Below are 20,292 nucleotides of genomic sequence, written 5' to 3' on the forward strand. Positions count from 1 at the left end.
CCGGGAGAGGACACCATGTATGTCAGCCACATCGTCGGTCTCGGCATTGCGGGCATCGACGAGGAAGCCGGCCAGCCGGCCGATGGCCGGGTGATCGAAGGCAGCCCACAGTTTCGCACATGGAACGTCGAGGAGGCCGGTAGCGGCCTCTTTGCCGGCGTCTGGGAATCGACTCCCGGAAAGTGGCGCGTCGAGTATGACGAGTGGGAATATTGCCGCATCCTCTCCGGTGTTTCCGTCATCACGGAGGACGGCGGCGCCGCCCGCACGGTGAAGGCCGGCGATAGCTTCGTCCTTCGCCCCGGCTTTAAGGGGACCTGGGAAGTCGTCGAGACCACGCGCAAGGAATATGTGGTGCGGACATAGGCGAGGCCGCCTCTCGTCACCATTCGACCGCGAGGCGCTCCAGCCCATGAAAATGATAGGTGTCGCGATAGCGCGGCTCTTCGGCTAGGCGCAGCCCCGGCAGCCTCTCGAACAATACCTTGAGCGACGCCTGCATTTCCAGCCGTGCCAAAGGCGCGCCGATGCAGAAGTGGATGCCCGCGCCGAAGGAAACGTTCTTCTGGTCCGCACGACCCGGGCGAAAGGCGAGCGGATCGGCGAAGGCGGCAGCATCCGTGTTGGCCGCGCCCAGCATCAGCCAGATGCGCTCGCCGGCCTTGACCGGGACGCCTGGCGCGATCTCGCAATCCGTCGCGGCGAAGCGGTTGAACATGTGCAGCGGCGCATCGAAGCGCAGGCATTCTTCTACGGTCGCCGCGGTCGCATCGGCATCGGTGAAGAGCCGGCGCGGATCGCCGCCCTGCTTCAGGATGGCGCGAACGGCGTTGCCGGTCTGATGGACGGTCGCCTCGTGTCCCGCGTTGAGAAGCAGGATCGCGGAGGCGACGAGTTCGTCCTCGGTCAGCTTTTCGCCGTTCTCGTGAGCGGAATTCAACAGGCTGAGAAGATCGTCCGCAGGCGCGGCCCGTTTCTTGCGCGCGTGTTCGCGGATGAAGGCGGAGAACTCGGCCGTGGCGCGGTTTGCGTCGGCCTCGATCTCGCGCGTCAGCCCGTGCATATACATTGCGACCATGCGGTGCGACCAATCGAGAAGCTGCGGCCCGGCCTCGACCGGAACGCCCAGCATCTCGCAGATGACAACGATCGGCACCGGCGTCGCGAAGGCGGGGATGAGGTCGACCGACCCTTTCGCCTCGAAACCGTCGATCAGCTCGTGCGCCAGTTGCTCGACGCGTGGTCGCAGCCGCTCGACCTGGCGCGAGACGAAGGCGCGATTGACCAGCGTGCGCAGCCGCGTGTGGACGGGCGGCTCCAGCTCCAGCATCGAGCGCGCCTCGATGGCGTCGAAATCGGTCAGATGCGATCTGTCGCCCGTCCGCGAGACATAGGCGACATAGCCGCCCGGCTTCTCGCGACCGAAATTTCGGTCGCGCAATATACGGTTGACCCCTTCGTAAGAGGCGATGCACCACGCACCGAATTCTTCCCAGTAGAAGACCGGCGTGCGCTCCTGCAGCCATGCATAGGTCCGATACGGATCCTGGAAAAAGGCCGCATCGTGCGGGTCGAGGTTGAGCCGAAGCGTGGCGGGATCGAATTGGAGGGTCGCGGGCTGTGTCATGCTCAGGCGTCTAGCGCGACTTGTCTGTCGGATTCCAGTCCTTATGGTAGGCCAGCGGACAGGGTACGAGGGATACAGGGACGATGAAGATCATCGTGGTCGGCGCCGGCATTGCCGGCCTTTCGACGGCGTGGGCGCTGACGAAGCGTGGGCATGACGTGACACTGCTCGAGCAGGGCCCGATCCCAAATCCGCTCGCGGCATCAGGCGATCATCACCGCATCATCCGCCGTGCTTATGGGGCGCATCTGGGCTACGCGGCGCAAATCGACGAGGCGTTCTCGGCCTGGGAAGAGTTGTGGCAGGATCTGGGACAGAGGCATTACGATCATCGTGGCTGCCTGTGCCTTTCCTATGCGAGGGGCGACGCTGCGGACGTCCATCGCGCGGGTCTGGCCGCGGGCGGCCATACATTCGAGATTGTCGAGACGGGCGAGGCCATCGCGCGCTGGCCGTTCATCGAGGGCAGGGGCCTGCGCTACACGCTTTACTCAGAAGAGGGCGGCGCGCTCCATTGCCGCCGTATTGCGATTGGCATCGCTGAGCTGCTTCGCGCCAACGGCGCCGATGTGCGCGAGCACACGAAAGTTGTCGGCGTCGATGTCGATGGCGCCACAGTGACCCTTGCCGACGGCACGGTGCTTTCCGCCGACAGTCTGGTGGTGACCGCGGGTGGATGGGTGCTCGGTCTGTTCCCGGACCTTGCCGTCGACCTCCAGCCCTACCGAACTGCCGTCGCCTATCTCGAACCGCCGGCCGATCTGCGTGAGGCCTGGGCTGCGGCGCCCACCCTCCTCGACGTCGGTGCCGACGACGAGGGCTACATCATCCCGCCCTCAGGCGATGGCGGGCTCAAGTTCGGCACCGGCCTGCACCGCACACTGACGGTGGATGCGGATATCGGTCGCGAGATGGCGTCGCAGGAGGGCGACCAGATCGTCCGGCATTTCGCCCCGGCAATAGCCCGGCTCGACGAGTATCGCATCGCGTCGACGTCAAGCTGCGTCTACACATTCACCCATGACGAAACCTTCTACAGCGCGCATATCGGCCACGCGCTCGTCCTCTCGGCCTGTTCGGGCCACGGCTACAAGTTCGGCGCTGCCGTTGGGCGGCGCGTTGCCGACGCCGTGGAGACCGGCGATCTGGCGACGTTACGTCATTGGATGCGCGCCGATCAGACCGCCGAATCGGCGTGACGCGGCAGCTACTGGCCGCTCTTGCGCAGGCCGAACCGGCCATCCTATTTAAGGGTCACCAGCGACCATTCAGATTCGGCCCGACGTGGCCGACAATCCTTGAAGGAAGAGACATGAGAGATCCCGTCGAAACCTATATGAGCCTCGTGCCGATGGTGGTCGAGCAGACCAATCGCGGCGAGCGCGCCTACGACATCTTCTCGCGCCTCCTCAAGGAGCGGATCATCTTCATCACCGGTCCGGTCGAGGATGGCATGGCGACGCTCGTCTGCGCGCAGCTTCTCTTCCTCGAGGCCGAGAACCCGCAGAAGGAAATCAACCTCTATATCAACTCGCCGGGTGGCGTGGTCACGTCGGGCATGGCGATTTACGACACGATGCAGTTCATCAAGCCGGCGGTCTCGACGCTGTGCATCGGTCAGGCAGCCTCGATGGGCTCGCTTCTGCTTTGCGCCGGCCACAAGGACATGCGCTTTGCCACGCCGAACGCGCGCATCATGGTGCATCAGCCTTCCGGCGGTTTCTCCGGCCAGGCATCCGACATCGAGCGCCATGCCCAGGACATCATCAAGCTGAAGCGCCGCTTGAACGAGGTCTACGTCAAGCATACGGGCCAGGACTACGAGACCATCGAAAAGACGCTTGACCGCGATCACTTCATGACGGCGGAAGAGGCGAAAGCCTGGGGGCTGATCGATCGCGTCATATCCGAGCGGGAGCCCAGCGAAGGCGACAAGTCAGCCGCTTGATATGGGCGCGAACGGCCGATGACGCGGTTTTGACGCCGAAGCGGCAATTCCGTCACAATCGGCTGTTCCCTCGAGGGCTTTGCGCTCCTAGGTTAAGCTGATGTTCAACGATAGCAGGCTTAGCTTTTTGCTGGGGATTCGCAGGGAGAACACCGATTCGCATTTTGCATCTCGGGGCGAATTGGGTTCACTGATGCGACATTCTTGGCAGGGCGGTTCGCCCGCCTTAGAATTCAGGTTTGGCACCGTGTTGGGGCGGTGCCGACGAGCGGTGCCGAAAGGACGTACCAAATGAGCAAGATCAGCAACAGCGGTGGCGATTCCAAGAATACGCTCTACTGCTCGTTTTGCGGCAAGAGCCAGCACGAGGTGCGCAAGCTGATCGCAGGCCCGACGGTCTTCATCTGCGACGAATGCGTGGAATTGTGCATGGACATCATCCGCGAGGAAAACAAATCCTCGATGGTGAAGTCGCGCGAGGGCGTGCCCACGCCGCAGGAAATCCTCAAGGTTCTGGACGATTACGTCATCGGCCAGCCCTATGCCAAGCGCGTCCTGTCGGTCGCCGTCCACAATCACTACAAGCGTCTTGCCCACGCTTCGAAGTCGAACGACGTCGAACTGGCGAAGTCCAACATCCTTCTGATTGGACCAACGGGCTGCGGCAAGACGCTGCTCGCGCAGACGCTGGCCCGTATCATCGACGTGCCCTTCACAATGGCCGATGCGACGACGCTGACCGAAGCGGGCTATGTCGGCGAGGACGTCGAGAATATCATCCTCAAGCTGCTCCAGTCGGCCGACTACAATGTCGAGCGGGCGCAGCGCGGCATCGTCTATATCGACGAGATCGACAAGATTTCGCGCAAGTCCGACAACCCGTCGATCACCCGCGACGTTTCGGGCGAGGGCGTCCAGCAGGCGCTCCTGAAGATCATGGAAGGCACCGTCGCCTCCGTGCCGCCGCAGGGCGGCCGCAAGCATCCGCAGCAGGAATTCCTGCAGGTGGACACGGCCAACATCCTCTTCATCTGCGGCGGTGCCTTTGCAGGCCTCGACCGGATCATCTCCGACCGCGGTCGCAAGACCTCGATCGGCTTCGGCGCCAACGTCGCGTCGCCGGAAGATCGTCGCACCGGCGATCTCTTCCGTCAGGTCGAGCCCGAGGATCTTTTGAAGTTCGGCCTGATCCCCGAATTCGTCGGCCGTCTACCGGTTCTGGCAACGCTCGAGGATCTGGATGAGCCGGCGCTGATCCAGATCCTGACCGAGCCCAAGAACGCGCTCGTCAAGCAGTACCAGCGCCTGTTCGAGATGGAAAATGTCGAACTGACCTTCCACGAGAGCGCGCTTTCGGCGATTGCCAAGAAGGCGATCGAGCGCAAGACCGGCGCGCGCGGCCTGCGTTCAATCATGGAAGCGATCCTGCTCGACACCATGTTCGAACTGCCGGCGCTCGAAGGCGTCCAGGAAGTCGTCATCTCCGACGATGTCGTGCAGGGCTCGGCGCGTCCGCTGTACATCTATTCGGAACGAGAGCACGAAAAAGGTTCGGCAAGCGCCTGATCCTTGACACGAGTCCGGTGCGGCCAAGGTGCCGCGCCGGCTATGCGCCCACGGCATGGCGACGTTGCGTCAGAGTGTATCTTGATCTCCGCCGGCCTGAACGCCACCTAAGGGTTATTCCAGGCGCAAGTCTTCCGTGCTGCGCAATCCAGTGCCTCTTCTTCTGGGGCAATAGGCGGAAGGCTTTGACGCCGCTAATATGAGATTCGCGGCTGGCCGCTTCATGGCGGTCGCGGATAGAAAGGTTGCAATATGACCAAGCTTTCCAGCGCCCCAGACCAGACCACATACGCAGTCCTCCCGCTGCGTGACATCGTGGTCTTCCCGCACATGATTGTGCCGCTGTTCGTGGGTCGCGAGAAGTCGATCCGCGCGCTCGAAGAAGTGATGGGCTCGGACAAGCAGATTCTTCTTGCCACGCAGAAGAACGCTGCCGAGGACGATCCTCACGCCGATGGCATCTACGAGATCGGCACCGTCGCCAGCGTGCTGCAATTGCTGAAGCTGCCCGACGGCACCGTCAAGGTGCTGGTCGAAGGCTCGTCGCGTGCCCGCATCACCGCGTTCACCGAGCGCGAGGAATATCACGAGGCGGCCGCCGAACTGATGGCGGAACCCGAGGATGAGGAGGTCGAGATCGAGGCGCTTGCCCGCTCCGTCGTCTCGGACTTCGAAAACTATGTGAAGCTCAACAAGAAGATTTCGCCCGAAGTCGTCGGTGCCGCGAGCCAAATCGAGGATTATTCGAAGCTCGCCGACACGATTGCCTCCCATCTCGCGATCAAGATCCCCGAGAAGCAGGAAATGCTCGCCACACTCTCCGTGCGCGAGCGGCTGGAAAAGGCCATGGGCTTCATGGAAGCCGAGATTTCCGTGCTGCAGGTGGAAAAGCGCATCCGCTCGCGCGTCAAGCGCCAGATGGAGAAGACGCAGCGCGAATATTATCTCAACGAGCAGATGAAGGCGATCCAGAAGGAACTCGGTGAGGGCGAGGACGGCCGCGACGAGGCGGCCGAGCTGGAAGAACGCATCAAGAAGACCAAGCTGACCAAGGAAGCGCGCGAGAAGGCAGATGCGGAGCTGAAGAAGCTGCGCACCATGTCGCCGATGTCGGCCGAGGCCACCGTCGTGCGCAACTATCTCGACTGGATGCTCTCCATTCCGTGGGGCAAGCCCTCCAAGGTCAAGAAGGACCTGGAGTTCGCCCAGGACGTGCTCGACACCGACCACTTCGGTCTCGACAAGGTCAAGGAGCGCATCGTCGAGTATCTGGCTGTCCAGAGCCGTCAGAAGAAGCTCAAGGGTCCGATCCTGTGCCTCGTCGGTCCTCCCGGCGTCGGCAAGACCTCGCTTGGCAAGTCGATCGCCAAGGCGACCGGCCGCGAGTTTATCCGCATGGCGCTCGGCGGCGTTCGTGACGAGGCCGAGATCCGCGGTCACCGCCGCACCTATATCGGCTCGATGCCCGGCAAGGTCATCCAGTCGATGAAGAAGGCGAAGAAGTCCAATCCGCTGTTCCTGCTCGACGAGATCGACAAGATGGGCATGGATTTCCGCGGAGATCCGTCCTCGGCGCTTCTCGAAGTGCTCGATCCGGAGCAGAACTCGTCCTTCATGGATCACTACCTTGAGGTCGAGTACGACCTTTCGAGCGTGATGTTCGTGACGACGGCGAATACGTTGAACATCCCGCCGGCCCTGATGGACCGCATGGAGATCATACGCATCGCCGGTTACACCGAGGACGAGAAGGTCGAGATCGCCCGCCGGCATTTGCTGCCCAAGGCCATCCGCGACCACGCGCTCAACAAGGGCGAGTTTTCGGTCACGGACGAGGCGTTGCGCGAGACGATCCGCACCTACACGCGGGAAGCAGGTGTCCGCAACCTCGAGCGCGAGCTGATGAAGCTTGCCCGCAAGGCGGTGACGGAAATTCTGCGCACCAAGGTGAAGTCGGTTGAGGTGACCGAAGACAATCTCGCTGATTACCTTGGTGTGCCGCGCTTCCGCTTCGGCCAGGCCGAGGGCGAGGATCAGGTCGGCGTCGTCACGGGGCTCGCCTGGACGGAAGTCGGAGGCGAGTTGCTGACGATCGAAGGCGTGATGATGCCTGGCAAGGGCAAGATGACGGTGACGGGCAACCTGAAGGACGTCATGAAGGAGTCGATCTCGGCCGCTGCGTCCTATGTCCGCTCCAGGGCTATCGATTTCGGCATTGAGCCGCCCCTCTTCGACAAGCGCGACATCCACGTGCACGTGCCCGAGGGTGCGACGCCGAAGGACGGCCCGTCCGCAGGCATCGCCATGGTCACGGCCATCGTCTCGGTGCTGACTGGCATTCCGGTTCGCAAGGACATCGCCATGACCGGCGAGGTCACGCTGCGCGGCCGCGTCCTGCCAATCGGTGGCTTGAAGGAAAAGCTCCTTGCCGCCCTTCGCGGTGGCATCAAGAAGGTGCTGATCCCCGAGGAGAACGCCAAGGATCTGGCCGACATTCCGGAGAACGTAAAGAACGCTCTGGAGATCGTGCCGGTGAGCCGTGTCGGCGAAGTGTTACAGCACGCCCTCGTGCGTCAGCCCGAGCCGATCGAGTGGGTGGAGCCGACGACGACGCCGGTTGCCGCTGACGATTCGGCCTCAGCAAGCCTCGCGCACTGACACGGTTGCAATATACCGTCTGATAATTCGGAAAGCCGGGCTCAAAGCCCGGCTTTTTGATTGAAAAACCGCAGAAAAGCTGGGAGTTTGAGCGCCCAAGGCCAGCTTTCGCTTGGTTGCAGAGGAGGGTATGCCTACACTCCGCCCGCTGCCGGCAGAACCCAGTTTTCCGGCCTTTCAACTGAAAGGAAGTATTTATGAACAAGAACGAGCTTATCGCCGCTGTTGCCGAGGAAGCTAGCCTCTCCAAGGCTGACGCGCAGTCCGCAGTTGATGCGGTGTTTTCCGCAATTTCCGGCGAACTGAAGAAGGGCGGCGATGTGCGCCTGGTCGGTTTCGGCAATTTCTCGGTTTCGCGCCGCGAAGCCTCGACCGGCCGCAACCCGCAGACGGGCGCCGAAGTGCAGATCCCAGCCCGCAACGTGCCGAAGTTCTCTGCCGGCAAGGGCCTCAAGGACGCTGTGAACTAAGGTTCACCGTGCCTGGAGCAGTGATAAAAAAAAGAGCCGGCAAAAGCCGGCTCTTTTTTGTGTCCGGGATGAAGCAAGATATTAGCTTCCGGCCGAGTCCACTGACGTCGAGATTTCGTTGAACTTCGCATTGAGCGACGAACCGACGGCGCTTGCGCCTGCGATGATCACGACGCCGATGAGGGCGGCGATCAGGCCGTATTCGATGGCGGTTGCGCCGGACTCGTCATTCTTGAAACGCTTCAGAAGGTTCTTCATCGGATTGTGGGCTCCTTGTCCCCGCTTTGTGACAGGACCCAATCTACAAATTTCGCGTTGCAATCTGCTTAAGCGGCAAGGTTAATCAACCGCTACGTCTTTTGTAGTTAAGGCCAAATGAAACTTAAATTTTGAATGACTTTGGGCCTGCGCAAGTGGAGCCGACCAATCGCCACTCGTCAAAAGCTGGACGCCCCGCGAATGCGGGGCGTCGTCCAACGGTACGGAGACGTCTACGTTCCGCGCGGTCGGTCGGTCAGTTGAAGCATCGCCTGGACGGCGACGCCATACCCGCGCGGGCCGAGGCCGGCGATGACCGCCGTCGCGATCTTGGAAACCAGCGAATGGCGGTAGATGTCCTCGCGGCGGTGAATGTTCGAGATGTGGAGCTCGAGGATCGGGCGCGGAAACATCTTCAACGCGTCGAGGACTGCGATCGAGGTGAAGGTGAACGCGGCCGGATTGATGATGATGCCAGCTGCAGGCCGGTCGATCGCCTCATGCACCCAGTCCACGATCTCGTATTCGCGGTTCGACTGTCGGAACTCGAGCGGCACGGCACCGGCGCTGGCATGACACAGTGCCTCGACCTCGGCCAGCGTGGTCGAGCCGTAGATATCCGGCTCGCGTGTGCCGAGGCGGTTGAGATTGGGTCCGTTGAGAACATAGATCGGAGAGGTCATCAGGATCAGCCTTGGTAACCGAACATGCGCGGGAGGAAGAGAACGACGTCGGGCACGAAGGTGAAGAGGGCGAGCGCCGCGAGCATCGCGATCAGGAACGGCATCACGTCGCGCACCAGCGCCCGCATCGAGACTTGCGCGATGTTGGTCATGATGAAGAGCAGCAGCCCGTAGGGCGGGGTGATCAGTCCGATCATGATGTTGACGACGACCACGATTCCGAAATGCACCATGTCGATGCCGAGTGCTTGCGCGGTCGGTATGAGAACCGGAATGACGATCAGCAGGATCGTCGTGCCTTCAAGCAGACACCCGAGAACCAGCAGGATCAGGTTGACGATGATGAGGAACATCAGCGGCGTCAGTTCGTAGCCCTGCAGGAAGGCTGCGAGTGCACGCGGGATGTTTTCGACCGTGACAACATAGTTGAAGACGAGCGCGCCGGCGATCAGCATGCCGATCGACGCGGTCGTGCGCGCACTGCGGAGCAGTGAGCTGTAGGTGTCAGCCCAGCTTATCGAGCGATAGACGATGGCGGAAATGATGAACGCATAGGCGGCGGCGACCGCGGCCGCTTCGGTCGGCGTCATGACGCCCGAATAGATGCCGCCCAGAAGCACGACCGGCAGCATCAAGGCAGGGAACGCGTTCCAGGTGATGCGCGGAATTTCGCGCAGCGGCACCGGCTTTTCGACAGGAAAGTTCTGCCGTCGTGCCATCCAGGCGACGATGCTCATCTGGGCAAGGCCCATGATGAGACCGGGAACCATCCCGGCGAGAAACAGGTAGCCGATCGATGCGTCCGAAACGAGCGCATAGAGCACCATGGGAATCGACGGCGGGATGATCGGGCCGATGACGGCGGTCGCGGCGGTCAGTGCGCCAGCGAAGCTTGCCGGGTACTTGTTGCCGGACGTCATCATGGTCTGCATCATCTTTCCGGTACCGGCCGCATCGGCGATCGCCGAACCGGACATGCCCGCGAAGATGATCGACTGGACGACGTTGACCTGTGCGAGCCCACCGCGGAAACGACCGACGATCGCGTTGCAGAACGTGAGGAGGCGCTGTGTCATCGAGCCGGAGTTCATCAGCTCGGCGGCCAGGATGAAGAGCGGCACGGCGAGCAGGATGTAGCTCGTATACATGCCGTTCAGGAGCTGCTCGGCCGCTGTGCCCATGTCGAGACCGGCCGCATAGAGGTAGAGGATAGAGGCTGCGATCATGGCATGACCGATGGGCAGGCCCAGGAGGCTCAGCGTGACGATCGCGGCGATGCACAGCGTGAACGGATCGGTGAGGCTCATACGCCCGAACTCGCCTTGGTGGGATCGAAATCCTGCACGTTGCGGCCGAAGAGCGCATTTCGCAGGATGAACGCGTAGCGGATGATCACGGCGATCGCGAAGATGACGTAGATGGAAAACAGCCAGTCGAAGCGGATCTTCAGGTAGGCCGTCGACTGCACCTTCATGAACGTGACGTAGTCCCAGACCGCGGGCAGGGAGAAGAGATAAAGCGCCAGCAACGCGACTGACGTGATGACCGCGAGAACGCGCCGCGTGCCGGGGCTGACGCTGCCATAGATCAGGTCGAAGCGGATTTCCTCTTCTTCCCGAACGACGAAGGCCGCGCCCCAAAGGACCAGCCACAGCCACATGATGACGGTCAGTTCCGACGTCCAGCCGATTGGGAAGTTTAGCAGATAGCGAAAGACGATCTGCAAGAGGAAGGCGATGAACATCACGGCCAGCATGAGCGCCAGAATGTTCTCGGCGCGCCTGTAGAGCCATTGCCCGATGCGCGTCAGACGCATGTCGACCTCCCTGAGGGTGCGGCTGCGGAAGGTGGAAGGATGCGGCAGCAGATCATGCGGCCGCATCCTGAACGATCAGATCAAAGACCGTTGATGGTCTCGACCATGCCTTCCGGCCAGTTCTCGGCGAGGGCAGATTCAAGATACATCTTCTGCGCGTGTTCGCGGAAGGCGTCGAGATCCGGCTCGTAGATCTCAAGCCCCTTTTCCTTGAAGGAGGCGATCAGTTCTTCTTCCTGCTTCAGGTGCTCCGCGGTGCTCCACGCAATCGCGCTGTCGGCCGCCGACTGCACCTTCTCCTGCTGCTCAGGCGACAGCTTGTTCCAGGCGTCGAGCGAGATCGTCAGGAGATCAAACCCGACCAGATGCGAGGTCAGAACGATCTGCGACATCACCTCGTCGAACTTCATGTTCTGAACGTTTGGCAGCGGATTGTCCTGCCCGTCGATGGCTCCGGTCTGAAGCCCGGTATAGACCTCCGCATAGGCCATCGGCGTCGGATTGGCGCCAAGCGCCTGGCCGAGAAACTGCCAGGCATCGCCGCCGGGCATGCGCAGCTTGATGCCGGCCATGTCGTCGGGGGTGTTGATCTTCTTGTCTGTTTTGAGGCCGACTTGGCGTGCGCCGAAATAGGTCGGGCCGAGGATTTTCACCTGAAGCTGGTCCTCGACCATCTTCTTCATCTCCTCGCCGGCTTCAGACGCGAAGAATGTCTTCAGGTGGTCGGCATCACGGAACAGATAGGCGGAAGTCAGGATCGACCACGCCGGAATCTGGTTGGAAATATCCTGCGGCGCGATGTTACCCATTTCCAGGTTGCCGCGCTGGAGCGCGACGAGCTCAGTGCCCTGCTTGAACAGGTTTCCGCCGTAGTAGCCCTGGAAGTCGAACTCGTCGCCGATCTCCTCTTGGAATTTCTTCATCATCTCGGCGCGGATGTCCTGCTCGGAGAAGACCGCCGAAAAACGAAGCGGGACCTTGTCCTGCGCGAAGGCCGGGGCAGCGGTTGCCAGCATCACGGCTGCACTGGCGGCCAGAAGCGCGCGGCGGGTAAACGATAGCGACATGGTGATCCTCCCTGATCCGATGGCGATGGCGGCTGACGCCGTGGCATCATGCCCCGACTCATTGCACGACACAAAGCTTCGATCAATAGGTGATACGCAAAACATCAGAGATTTCAATTTCCATCATGCGGTTTGCGCAATGCTTGCTTGTCGGGAAGCATTTGCGCTAGGAACAGCGTAGATCGGAATTGAAAGATGCAGACTGCCACTTTGAGCGAGACGGCCGGCGAGGGCGCTTACAAACGCATCCGTCACGACATTCTGTTTGGCCATCTGCGGCCCGGCGAGCGCTTGCGGCTCGAGAAGCTCAAGAACCCGTACAGCGCGAGCGTCAGCACCCTACGCGAAATCCTCTATCGGCTTTGCTCGGAAGGGCTGGTCCTGGCGGAGGGCCAGAAAGGCTTCGAAGTCGCACCCGTCTCGGGCCGCAACTTCCGCGAGGTCGCTGCCATGCGCGAACTCCTGGAGGGCCATGCGCTCATGGAATCCTTCAACCGGGGCGGTGTCGATTGGGAAGCGGACGTTCTGGCTGCCCATCACAAGCTCGTTCGACTTGAAAGCGAAATGCTGGCCGGAGACCGGACCCGCACCGAAATCTGGAAGCGATACGACTGGGAGTTTCACCATGCGCTCGTCTCCGCGTGTGGCTCGGCCGCACTGATGGAGGCGCACCAGCGCATCTACGATCTTTATCTGCGTTACCAGATCATTGCCGTCATCTTCCGCGGCGAACCTGCGGCCGAAGAGCATCGCGAGCTTCTTCGCTTGGCGCTCGCGCGCGACCATGCGGGGGCAATTTCGGTTCTGCGGCGCCACATCGATTCCTGCGTCGAACACACGATCCGCAATGGCCTCCTGCCCGAATGACGGATAGCATCGGTTTCGATACAATATCTGAGATAGTCGTCATCATATGAAGCACGTCGATATCGAAGCGGAAGTACCGGGCCTCCTCACCATCGGGGAGAACGCATATCGTCGGATACGCGGCGACATCCTGTTCGGTCACCTCAAGCCGAACCAGAAACTGAAGCTCGACCGGCTTCGTGACCACTACGGCGCCAGCGTCAGCACGCTGCGCGAAATCCTGAACCGCTTGTCCTCGGAAGGGTTGGTCGTTGCCGAAGGCCAACGCGGTTTCGAAGTCGCGCCCGTGTCGGTCGAGAATCTGCGCGAGATCGCAGCGCTGCGCCTTCTTCTGGAGGTTCACGCGCTCGAGCAGTCCTTTGCCGTGGGCGATGTCGAGTGGGAAGGCCGTGTCGTTTCGGCCCACCACAAGCTTTCCTCGATGGAGCGGCGCATGCAGGAAGGCGACCGGTCGCAAACGGAAGTGTGGAAGCGCTATGACTGGGAGTTTCACCAGGCCTTGATTTCCGCCTGCGGATCGAGCGTCCTGATGGAAACGCACGCCGCGATCTTCGACAAATATCTGCGCTATCAGATGATCGCGCTTTCGTTTCGGGGCGACATCGCCGCTAACGAGCACCGCACGCTTCTCGATTGCGCGCTGAAGCGCGATGCAAGAACCGCACGGGCGACGCTGGAGCTTCACGTCAAGGGTGGCGTCGAACACGCTCTGGCAACCGGGACGATCAGGTGATCCGGTCCGCGACTTTCAATAATCTATGAGATAATTTGTTTTGCCATTTGAAATGGCGATCTTGCTGTGTATCTTGACGCGGCAGGCGGCAGTGGCTTGATGGAACTTTCCTTGGGAGGAAGCGGTGATCCAACTCGGTTTGATCGGGGACAACATTCGTCGCTCGAAATCGCCTCTTCTTCATCGACTGGCGGGCGAACTCTGCGGCCTCGACGTGCGCTACGAACCGCTGATACCAGCGGACCTTGGTCTCGACTTCGACGCCGTCTTCGACCGCTGCGCGCGCGAGGGTTACCGCGGCATCAACGTCACTTATCCCTACAAGGAGCGGGTCTTTCCGCGTCTTGTCATGGGTGACGACGAGACTCGCGCCGTCGGCGCATGCAACACGGTGATCTTCGGGGCCGGCACACCGCAAGGTTTCAACACAGACTGTTCGGGTTTTGCCGCGGCGTTTCGCGCGAGCTTCAAGGGTGAGGCACCCGGCCGTGTCGCCATGGCGGGCGCGGGCGGTGTGGGCAAGGCTATCGGCTTTGCGCTTTCCTCGCTCGGCGCGGCCGAACTTGCGATCTTCGATCCTGACGGCGCAAAGGCAGGCGCGCTTGCAGGAGCCTTGCGCCAGTCTTCAAATCTGTCCGTCCGGCTCGTGGGGTCGATCGAAGAGGCGATGGCGGGGGCGGACGGCCTCATCAATTCGACGCCGCTTGGGATGGTGGGCCACCCTGGCAGCGCGTTTCCCGCCGAAAGGCTGAGGCGCGCGCGCTGGGCGTTCGATGCGGTCTATACCCCCGTCGAAACGGAGTTCTTGGCCGCTGCCCGGGCCGCCGGGTTGGCGATCCTCTCGGGCTACGAACTCTTTTTCCATCAGGGCGTCGACGCGTTCCGGCTGTTCACGGGCGTCGACGTCGATCAGGCGGCTTTGCGCGCGGCGCTGCTGCGACCCCAGCCAGCCATGGCGCATTCGGCATGAAAACCTCGATCGCAACCGTATCGATCAGCGGCGATCTGAAGGAAAAGCTCGCCGCCATCGCCGCAGCCGGTTTCGACGGCGTCGAGATATTCGAGAATGATTTCCTCGCTTTCGACGCATCACCAGCCGAGGTTGGACAAATGGTGCGCGACCACGGCCTGACCATCACGCTTTTTCAGCCGTTTCGCGATTTCGAAGGCATGCCCGAGCCGCAGCGCAGGCGAGGCTTCGACAGGGCGGAGCGCAAGTTCGACCTGATGGGCGAACTTGGCACCGATCTGATGCTTGTCTGCTCCAACGTCTCTCCGATCGCGCTCGGCGGCATCGACCGCGCCGCGGATGATTTTCGCGAGCTTGGCGATCGCGCCGCCAGGCGCGGCATCCGCGTCGGCTATGAGGCACTCGCCTGGGGCCGGCACATCAGCGACCATCGTGACGCATGGGAGATCGTGCGCCGCGCAGACCATCCCGCCATCGGACTGATCCTCGATTCGTTCCACACGCTGGCCCGCAAAATCGACGTCGAGACGATCCGATCGATCCCGGGAGACCGCATCTTCATCGTCCAGCTTGCCGATGCGCCGAAGATCGACATGGATCTTCTCTACTGGAGCCGCCACTTCCGCAACATGCCGGGCGAGGGGGATCTGGCGGTCAAGGATTTTATGCGCGCCGTGGCCGCCACCGGCTATGATGGGCCACTGTCGCTCGAGATATTCAACGACCAGTTCCGCGGCGGCTCGCCGAAATCGATCGCCGTTGACGGCCACCGCTCCCTTGTCCACCTGATGGACCAGGTCGCGCGGGCAGAGCCCGGCATCGCAATCAGCGTGCCGAAGATGCCCGACCGGATCGCGGTCAAGGGCGTGGAATTCGTCGAGTTCGCCGCAGGGGCAAAGGAAGCCGAGGAACTCGGCACGCTCCTGTCGACCATCGGCTTCGCGCAGACGGCAAGGCACAAGTCGAAGGATGTTGCGCTCTGGCGCCAGGGTGGCATCAACATCGTCGTCAACACCGACAAGGGCGGGTTCGCGCACTCATCCTATCTCGTTCATGGCGTTTCGGCCTACGCGATCGGGCTCAAGGTCGAAGATGCGTCGGCGACTGTCGCGCGGGCAAAAGCGCTCGGCGCAGAAATCTTCGAGCAGCGCCCGGGTCCAGGTGAGCTTGCCATTCCCGCCATTCGCGGCGTCGGTGGCGGCGTCATCTATTTCCTCGACGAGCAGTCGGAGCTTGCCCGCGTTTGGGACGCCGAGTTCGATGCGACGGGCCGGGATCGCCCGGATGCAGGGCTGACGCGCATCGATCATGTCGCGCAGACAATGGCACATGAGGAGATGCTGACCTGGCTTCTCTTCTACACGTCGATCCTCAAGACTCAAAAGCTGCCGATGGTTGACGTCGTCGATCCGGCCGGCCTCGTGCGCAGCCAGGTGGTCGAGAGCGCGGACGGCGCGTTGCGGCTGACGTTGAACGGCGCAGAAAACCGGCGCACGCTTGCCGGCCACTTCATCGCCGAGCGGTTTGGCTCGAGCGTCCAGCATCTTGCCTTCGAGACTGGCAACATCTTCGCCACCGCTGCAAGCCTCGTGACGCGCGGTTTCGCCACGCTCCAGATTTCGCCGAACTACTATGACGACCTCGAAGCCCGCTTCGGCCTCGATCCCGATTTCGCCGACCGCCTGCGCGAGGCAAACATCCTCTACGACCAGGACGGCGAGGGCGAGTATTTCCAGCTCTACAGCGCCACGTTCGGCGAAGGCTTCTTCTTCGAGATCGTGGAGCGGCGCGGAGGCTATAGGGGCTATGGCGCGCCAAATGCGCCATTCCGCATCGCCGCGCAGAAACGACTCATGCGCCCCGCCGGCATGCCGCGCATCTGATCGGTCGGATATCCGGTGACGTGCTGCTTCCCGTCGCCCTGGATGGCACGCCCGTTACGGACCTCCATTCCCGGCAGGTGTCCCGATGACCGCTCCGGCGCGCAAGGCGCATTCCTTCACATCATAACCGGCAATGGAGCCAGCGCCGCCATGATCGACAGCACCACAAACGCGACAGAAGCTGGATACGGCCCGACCTCCCTGTCGCCCGACCTGCAACTTCTGCGTCCGCTGACGCGGAGCCTTACCGGGCGCTCGGATGCCGATGTCGAACGGAACGTCCGCGAGGCGCGCCAGGCGACGCGCAGGGCAGGGCGGTTCTGATCTGGGCCGACCTCACAATGTGACAGCACGTCCATTTGGCCGGGGCGCGTGGAGGTGAGGTCGCGATTCGAACGGCGCTGCGCTGCCCATTAGAATCGCGTTCTCATACCTACCTTGGCCCCAATCGATTTTTCGCCTTCGCCCTCGATATTGAACAGCAATCCGGCATCGATCGTCCAGTCGTTGACGGTCTGCAACGACATGCCGGTCGAAAACGAACCGAACGCGCCGGAACCGTCGAGACCCGAGAAACCGCCGTTGACCCCGAATTTGGGTGTCACGAGCGTTCCATTCTCGAGCTCGAACGTCCGCGCGATCTCGGCTCCCAAGCTCACGCGCAATTGCTCCTGCGTAAACCCATCGAGTTCGATCAAATCGCCGGCAGCGTTCCGGACCGCGTAGTCCTTTGCTTCTTCCGACAGGTATACAGCCCGTAGTCTCGGCGTCAGCACCGTGATGTCATCGAGCTGCCACTGTCCTTCGAGCGAGCTGTCGAACAGCCAGCGCCGGGTGTCGAACGAACCGCCCCAGAAGTGCGTTTCGATGTCGTTGGAGGAGCCGCCATAAAGCAGGCTGGTGTCCCAAAACAGATTCTTGCCGATCTCGAACGAAGCATACGGCCCGGTCAGCCAGCCATTTCCCGTCAGCGTCGCGTCCTCATCCGTTGGGTCGACCATCCGGTCGGAATGGAAGGACAGGCCGAGCAATGCCCTTTCCGAGAGGAGATAGTCCGCGCCCAGCGACACCATGGCGAAGCTGCCCCACTTTCCGCCGTTCTCCTCGTTGTGGTGGGCAAGAAGCGCGCCGTCGACCCAGATGTTGAAGAGCGAGGACCCCGCGTTCGTTGCGCCGTCAACACTGTTGCGGGCCGCTTTCATCTGGGCCAGGCTGGAGGCGAAGCCAAGCGCGAGGCCGTCCGCCGAGGGCGACATGCGCGTGGTGACGGGATTATTGGCGCTGGCCATGCGGCGACGCTCCAATAGGACCGGCACCTCGATCGCCGAGGAGATCATGCTCTGGCGCCTCTGCACGAAACCTTGCACCTGAGAGTCGATCTCCTGCGCTACATCGGCGGCACTGTAGCCAAGGTTGTAGATGACCGTGCCGGTGTTTGAGACACCCAGCGCACTGGTCAGTCGAAAGCCCACGCGCACCTGGCCGGAATAGGCTGGGTTCGGCTCGAACTCCAGATACCAGCCAGTTGGCGTCACGACAGGGTCGGCCTGTGCCAGTTGACCGCGAGTAATCGTGGCGGTGCCCGCATTGGCCGGTTCCACGAAGGTGAGATCGGCCGAGGTAAAGGGGCCGCCCGTCGCGCCGCCATTCAGATAGACATTGTTTGGCGTCGCTCCGGCCGGAACATCAACGACCTTGTCGGTCACCGTGACGGCCCGCGGGTTTACCTTCAGGGTAAAGCTCGCCGTTCCGGTCGCACCGTTGCCGTCGCGGACTTCGATGGTGAAGCTGTATTCGCCTTCGGCATCCGCTGCCAGCGGGCCGGTCAGTTCGCCCGTCGAGATGTTGAGAACCAAGCCTCGCGGCAATGTTCGCGACGCGAGGCTATAGATCAACGCGCCGCTTCCGCCGCTGGCTGAGATCTGCTGGGTGTAATCCTCACCCGCCATGGCCTCGGCAAGGGCACCGCTCGAAGGCGCGAAAGCAAAGACGGTTGGCGGCGCTGAGACCGCTACCGAGTAGCTTACCGAACCTGTTGCGGCATAGGCTTCGCTGGCGGTGACGGTGAAACTGTAATTGCCGGCAGTTGTGGGAGCACCTGCGATGACACCGGTAGTGGTATCCAGCGAAAGGCCAGCCGGAAAGGAGCCTGCGGTGACAGCATAGCTGTAGGGAGCGGTGCCTCCTGAGGCCGAAACCGGCTGGCTGTAGGCCGTGCCGACCGCTCCGGCCGGCAAGCCGCCAGCCGCGGGCGAGAGGGCCAGCGTCGGCGGCTCGACGGTGATCGTCACTGTCGCGGCCGCCGAGGAGCCGGTCGCGTTGCTGGCGGTGTAGGTGAAGCTGTCCGGGCCGGAATAGCCCGCCATCGGCGCGTAGGTGATGGTCGTGCCCGATGCGGTCGCCGATCCATGGGCGGGAGCGGAGGCGATGGCAACAGAGGTCGCCGTCCCGCCACCGAGGCTGAGTGCAATCGGGTTCGCCGACGAGTTCGCCGCCACCGTCGCGGTGCCGTTGTTGGCAACCGGCGCCATATCCCCGACAGCAAGCGAATAGGCCGCCACCCCGGTTGCTCCGTAGGCGTCGGTGGCGGTGACGGTGAAGTTGAAGTCGCCGTGCTCTGTCGGGGTGCCGGAGATCGCGCCGGTCGTGCCGTCCAATGTCAGGCCGACCGGGAGCGTGCCTGCGGTGACAGCATAGCTGTAGGGCGCGGTGCCGCCGGAGGCAACAGCCGTCTGGCTGTAGGCCGTGCCAACCGTTCCAGCCGGCAAGGCGCCAGCCTCGGGGGTAAGGGCCAGCGTCGGGGGCGTGACGGTGATCGTCACCGTCGCGGCCGCAGACGTGCCGGTCGCGTTGCTGGCGGTGTAGGTGAAGCTGTCCGAGCCGGAATAGCCGGCTGCCGGCGTGTAGGTGATGGTCGTACCCGACGCGGTCGCCGTGCCGTGGCCCGGAGCGGATGAGACGGCAACGGATACGGTGGAGCCGCCGCTCAGGCCTAGGGTGATTGCGTTGCCGGTGGAATTTGCCGCCACCGTCGCGGTCCCGTCGTTGGCGACGGGGGCTGGCAAGGCGATCGACAGCGAATAGCTGGCCGATCCGCTTGCGCTGTTGGTGTCGGTCGCGGTCACGGTGAAGTCGTAGGCCCCCGCCGTGTCGGGCGCGCCCGAGATCGCACCGGTTGCCGGATCAATTGTCATGCCGGCCGGGAGGGCACCCGCCGTGACCGTATAGGCGTAAGGGGCAGTTCCGCCGGAAGCCGCCAAAGTCGCCCCGCCATAGACCGTGCCGGCCGTGCCGCCCGCGAGCGCGCCAGCGGGCGGGGACAACGAGATCGTCACCACGCCCGGAGTGACCGAATTGCTCGGCTCGCTCGGACCGCTGAGCGTCGTCGCGTTGATCTTCGAGACAACGGTGAAGGTATAAGACGTTCCGTTGGTGAGGCCGGGCACAGTGATCGGGCCGGTTGCGCCTTGCACCTCGATGTCACCGGGGCTCGACTTGACGATGTAGCCGACAGGGCTTGGTCCCGACGAGGGAGGGTTGAAGCTGACAACGGCTTCCCCATTCCCGCCTGTTGCGGACACGTTTTCGGCAGGCTTGGGCGCTCCGGGATTGTCCTGGCTGAATCGCCCCGGGTTTGCCGGAGGCCGTTTGAATTAAGTTACGCTGCCATGTCTGGCTGCTCCAGCATGGCGTAGTAGCGTTCCTCGGCTTCGGCCGGCGGGATGTTGCCGATAGGCTCCAGCAGC

The 20,292-nt window shown here is 62.4% G+C and carries 18 protein-coding genes; 11 read left to right on the forward strand and 7 right to left on the reverse strand.

What is annotated here, in order from left to right:
• Positions 1-15 precede the first annotated feature (15 nt).
• The gene (locus tag GTK01_RS13260) at positions 16-366 is read left to right on the forward strand and encodes a cupin domain-containing protein (RefSeq protein WP_252926360.1); all 351 of its coding nucleotides are present in this window, start codon (positions 16-18) and stop codon (positions 364-366) included.
• 16 nt (positions 367-382) lie between these two features.
• On the opposite strand, the gene GTK01_RS13265 is transcribed toward GTK01_RS13260, so the two are convergent.
• The gene (locus GTK01_RS13265) at positions 383-1,627 is read right to left on the reverse strand and encodes a cytochrome P450 (protein WP_252926361.1); all 1,245 of its coding nucleotides are present in this window, start codon (positions 1,625-1,627) and stop codon (positions 383-385) included.
• 83 nt (positions 1,628-1,710) lie between these two features.
• On the opposite strand from GTK01_RS13265, the gene GTK01_RS13270 reads away from it, so the two are divergent.
• From GTK01_RS13270 to hupB, 5 genes are all read left to right on the forward strand, one after another.
• Positions 1,711-2,826, forward strand: coding sequence for an FAD-binding oxidoreductase (locus GTK01_RS13270; protein ID WP_252926362.1), 1,116 nt, complete (start codon positions 1,711-1,713; stop codon positions 2,824-2,826).
• Between the two features lie 113 nt (positions 2,827-2,939).
• Positions 2,940-3,575 carry an ATP-dependent Clp protease proteolytic subunit gene (locus GTK01_RS13275; RefSeq protein ID WP_252926363.1) on the forward strand — a complete coding sequence of 212 codons (636 nt, stop codon included), beginning with the start codon at positions 2,940-2,942 and terminating at the stop codon, positions 3,573-3,575.
• A gap of 291 nt (positions 3,576-3,866) precedes the next feature.
• Positions 3,867-5,141 carry an ATP-dependent Clp protease ATP-binding subunit ClpX gene (gene clpX / locus GTK01_RS13280; protein ID WP_252926364.1) on the forward strand — a complete coding sequence of 425 codons (1,275 nt, stop codon included), beginning with the start codon at positions 3,867-3,869 and terminating at the stop codon, positions 5,139-5,141.
• 252 nt (positions 5,142-5,393) lie between these two features.
• Positions 5,394-7,799 (forward strand): endopeptidase La, encoded by a 2,406-nt coding sequence (gene lon, locus GTK01_RS13285; protein ID WP_252926365.1) that lies wholly within the window; start codon positions 5,394-5,396, stop codon positions 7,797-7,799.
• Positions 7,800-7,996: 197 nt separating this feature from the next.
• Entirely contained in the window at positions 7,997-8,269 is a 273-nt protein-coding gene (hupB, locus tag GTK01_RS13290) for a DNA-binding protein HupB (protein ID WP_024586089.1), read from the forward strand.
• Between the two features lie 81 nt (positions 8,270-8,350).
• Here hupB and GTK01_RS13295 read toward each other — a convergent pair whose 3' ends face one another.
• The 5 genes from GTK01_RS13295 to GTK01_RS13315 all read right to left on the reverse strand — a co-directional run bounded on the left by GTK01_RS13295 (position 8,351) and on the right by GTK01_RS13315 (position 12,093).
• Entirely contained in the window at positions 8,351-8,527 is a 177-nt protein-coding gene (locus GTK01_RS13295) for a Flp family type IVb pilin (RefSeq protein ID WP_252926366.1), read from the reverse strand.
• Between the two features lie 233 nt (positions 8,528-8,760).
• Positions 8,761-9,210 carry a type II 3-dehydroquinate dehydratase gene (locus tag GTK01_RS13300; protein WP_252926367.1) on the reverse strand — a complete coding sequence of 150 codons (450 nt, stop codon included), beginning with the start codon at positions 9,208-9,210 and terminating at the stop codon, positions 8,761-8,763.
• Between the two features lie 5 nt (positions 9,211-9,215).
• The gene (locus GTK01_RS13305; protein WP_252926368.1) at positions 9,216-10,517 is read right to left on the reverse strand and encodes a TRAP transporter large permease; all 1,302 of its coding nucleotides are present in this window, start codon (positions 10,515-10,517) and stop codon (positions 9,216-9,218) included.
• Positions 10,514-11,026 (reverse strand): TRAP transporter small permease, encoded by a 513-nt coding sequence (locus GTK01_RS13310; protein WP_252926369.1) that lies wholly within the window; start codon positions 11,024-11,026, stop codon positions 10,514-10,516. The genes GTK01_RS13305 and GTK01_RS13310 overlap by 4 nt, the downstream gene beginning before the upstream one ends.
• 80 nt (positions 11,027-11,106) lie before the next feature.
• Entirely contained in the window at positions 11,107-12,093 is a 987-nt protein-coding gene (locus GTK01_RS13315) for a sialic acid TRAP transporter substrate-binding protein SiaP (protein WP_252926370.1), read from the reverse strand.
• 195 nt (positions 12,094-12,288) lie between these two features.
• Here GTK01_RS13315 and GTK01_RS13320 point away from each other — a divergent pair, with 195 nt between their 5' ends.
• From GTK01_RS13320 to GTK01_RS13340, 5 genes are all read left to right on the forward strand, one after another.
• Positions 12,289-12,960: a GntR family transcriptional regulator gene (locus GTK01_RS13320; RefSeq protein ID WP_252926371.1), complete on the forward strand. Its 672-nt coding sequence runs from the start codon at positions 12,289-12,291 to the stop codon at positions 12,958-12,960.
• A 46-nt stretch (positions 12,961-13,006) separates the two neighbouring features.
• Entirely contained in the window at positions 13,007-13,693 is a 687-nt protein-coding gene (locus GTK01_RS13325) for a GntR family transcriptional regulator (protein WP_252926372.1), read from the forward strand.
• A 124-nt stretch (positions 13,694-13,817) separates the two neighbouring features.
• Positions 13,818-14,663, forward strand: coding sequence for a shikimate dehydrogenase (locus GTK01_RS13330; RefSeq protein WP_252926373.1), 846 nt, complete (start codon positions 13,818-13,820; stop codon positions 14,661-14,663).
• The gene (locus GTK01_RS13335; protein WP_252926375.1) at positions 14,660-16,546 is read left to right on the forward strand and encodes a bifunctional sugar phosphate isomerase/epimerase/4-hydroxyphenylpyruvate dioxygenase family protein; all 1,887 of its coding nucleotides are present in this window, start codon (positions 14,660-14,662) and stop codon (positions 16,544-16,546) included. The genes GTK01_RS13330 and GTK01_RS13335 overlap by 4 nt, the downstream gene beginning before the upstream one ends.
• 150 nt (positions 16,547-16,696) lie before the next feature.
• The gene (locus GTK01_RS13340) at positions 16,697-16,870 is read left to right on the forward strand and encodes a hypothetical protein (protein ID WP_252926377.1); all 174 of its coding nucleotides are present in this window, start codon (positions 16,697-16,699) and stop codon (positions 16,868-16,870) included.
• Positions 16,871-16,959: 89 nt separating this feature from the next.
• On the opposite strand, the gene GTK01_RS13345 is transcribed toward GTK01_RS13340, so the two are convergent.
• Positions 16,960-20,127: a putative Ig domain-containing protein gene (locus GTK01_RS13345; RefSeq protein WP_371924348.1), complete on the reverse strand. Its 3,168-nt coding sequence runs from the start codon at positions 20,125-20,127 to the stop codon at positions 16,960-16,962.
• Between the last annotated feature and the right edge of the window lie 165 nt (positions 20,128-20,292).

Source organism: Aliihoeflea sp. 40Bstr573, from assembly GCF_024105655.1.
In the GTDB taxonomy this organism is placed as follows: Bacteria; Pseudomonadota; Alphaproteobacteria; order Rhizobiales; family Rhizobiaceae; genus Aliihoeflea.